At 65.5% G+C, this 1094-nt stretch carries 1 protein-coding gene; it reads right to left on the bottom strand.

The genetic code is table 11. The annotated features are described in order from the left end of the window. Positions 1–410: 410 nt before the first annotated feature. A partial coding sequence (locus I5E_RS26395; protein WP_022906839.1) for a DnaB-like helicase C-terminal domain-containing protein occupies positions 411–1094 on the bottom strand: 684 nt, incomplete at its 5' end.

The following is a 1094-nucleotide window of genomic DNA, read 5'->3' as shown; positions in this document are numbered from 1 at the left end:
GGAAGGTGTGCTTGCACGTGAATTGCGTCGATGAGATCGATCCAACTCTTGAGCCGGCCAGCCGAATGAGCAAGTGCGCCTGAGTCATCGATTTCGCGGGACCGATCGAGTAAATAACTTGCCACTACCAGGCCCGAAGCAGGCAACGAGCTGATCGCGCGCCGTGCACACCACGCCTCAAAATCCGCCCAGGGGTCTGGCGTACGTCGACGTCGAGGCTCGGGGTCGAGAGCGAAGCTCCTGGGTGCTCCATTGAACGGCACAGACGCCGGCGCGGGTAGGTAGGGCGGAACCCTCATGATGACGATCCAATCCTTGGCTCATCGTCCGCCATGTAGGCGGTCCGCTTCACTCGAACGGACCATCTCCTGGGCGGGGGGACCATCTAGTTGGGACACCGACACGACTGCCTACTGCGGCATGTCCACGAACCGAGAGAACATCCCGTGGAACGCCACCGTGATGGTGTCCGTCGGCCCGTTACGGTGCTTCGCCACGATGAGGTCCGCCTCACCCTGACGCGGGTTGTCCTTCTCGTAGGCGGACTCGCGGTGCAGCAGGATGACCATGTCGGCGTCCTGCTCGATCGATCCGGACTCACGCAGGTCGGAGATCTGGGGCTTCTTGTCAGCGCGCTGCTCGGGACCACGGTTCAGCTGCGACAGTGCGACGACCGGCACCTGGAGCTCCTTCGCCATGAGCTTCAGCGCTCGCGAGAACTCGGAGACCTCCTGCTGGCGGCACATCTGGTGCTGACCGACACCGGAGGCGTACACGGCCTCGGGGCCGGAGAGCTCGCCGATGCGGCGGATGATCGCCTGCGGTGCGAGGAGCCCGTCGGTCGGTTCCGCGTAGCCGAGCGGGAAGTCGGTGCGCAGCTGGTCGAGCTTCGTCCACCAGTCGGCGGTGGAGGCACGCTCGTCCGCCGGCACGCCGTTCCAGGCGTCGAGCAGGTCGACCAGGACCTCGCGCGCATCGCCCACGATCGGGACGTCGGCGAAACGGATCTTGGAGATCTCGGCCGGGTCGATGTCGACGTGCACGACCTTGGCGTTCGGCGCGAACTCGTCGGCCCTGCCGGGCACGCGGTCGTC

Source organism: Curtobacterium sp. B18, assembly GCF_000333375.1.
In the GTDB taxonomy this organism is placed as follows: Bacteria; Actinomycetota; Actinomycetes; order Actinomycetales; family Microbacteriaceae; genus Curtobacterium.
Note: the sequence above shows the minus strand (reverse complement) of the source record. Positions and strands in the feature narration are given on the sequence as shown.